Source organism: Nitratidesulfovibrio liaohensis (assembly GCF_011682075.1).
GTDB lineage: Bacteria > Desulfobacterota > Desulfovibrionia > Desulfovibrionales > Desulfovibrionaceae > Cupidesulfovibrio > Cupidesulfovibrio liaohensis.
In genome coordinates, this window is the sequence record NZ_VSMK01000634.1 from 1 (window position 1) to 1,002 (window position 1,002).

Here is a 1,002-nt window from a genome sequence, read left to right on the forward strand (position 1 = left end):
GGGTCGCCCAGGCACAGTTCCTCGCGCGGGCCGATGCCCACGAGGCAGCACGGGCCTTCACCCTCGCCGCCGGGCCAGACCGTCCAGCCGGGGGGCATGGCGGTGTGGACGTGCGGTGCGCCAGTTGCAGCGGCGGTGCCGGAAGGCTGGCCGGATGGGGCGGCATCCGCCCGCGGGACAACCTCTGCGCCGGAATCCGCGGGGCCTGCATCAGCGTGCCCGGAATCCGGGTGGCACAGCAGCAGGTCCGCGCCCTGCCGGGCGCAGGCCAGGGCAAAGGACGCGAAGGCGTCGGCGTCAGCGCAGGCCGAGAGCGTGCAGCGCATGGCGTATCCACCACACCCCGTCCGGGGTGAGGAACGATTCGGGGTGAAACTGGTAGCCCAGCAGGGGCAGGCAGCGGTGCCGGGCGGCCATGACCACCCCCTGGCCGTTGCGGGCCAGCACGCGCATGCCCGTGCCCATTACGGACAGGTGCAGCGAATGGTAGCGGGCCACGGTGCGGGCCTGCCCGGCGTAGTGCAGGGTGTCCGGCTTGCCGTGCACGCAGCCCGGCAGCGGCGCGGTGACCCCGCCGAAATGGGCGTTGATGATCTGCAGGCCAAGGCAGATGCCCAGCACGGGCACCGGCACGGGGCAGGGCGGGGCACAGTGGGGAGACGCTGTGGCGGCGGGGGAGACTGCGGACTGGTCGGGAGATGATGTGGCAGTCGGAACGGCGGGTGTGGCCACGGCCGGATCGGGGGACGAGGTTGCGGCCTGTGCGGTGACCATCCCGGCGGACTGACCGGCAAGCAGGGTGGCATCGGTGTCGTCGCCCATTGCGCCCATAGCGCCCGTTGCGCCTGTCGTGCCCGTTATGCCCGCCATGTGAGACGCGCGCGTCACCCGCGTGGCCTCGCCGCCCAGCAGCGGCGCGTACTGCGGATATTCCTCCGGCGTGCCGGGGCCGGGCGAGATCACCAGCAGGTCCCAGCGGGCGGCTACAGTGTTCACGCCATG

At 72.7% G+C, this 1,002-nt stretch carries 1 protein-coding gene and 1 pseudogene; both read right to left on the bottom strand.

Annotation, left to right across the window (positions count from 1 at the left end; genetic code table 11):
* A pseudogene (locus tag FVW27_RS16915) lies at nucleotides 1-326 on the bottom strand (chorismate-binding protein); the annotation flags it as partial.
* Nucleotides 298-1,002, bottom strand: a 705-nt coding sequence (locus FVW27_RS21020) for a glutamine amidotransferase-related protein (protein WP_341806173.1), incomplete at its 5' end; no start/stop codon positions are given. The gene FVW27_RS21020 and the pseudogene FVW27_RS16915, both read right to left, overlap by 29 nt.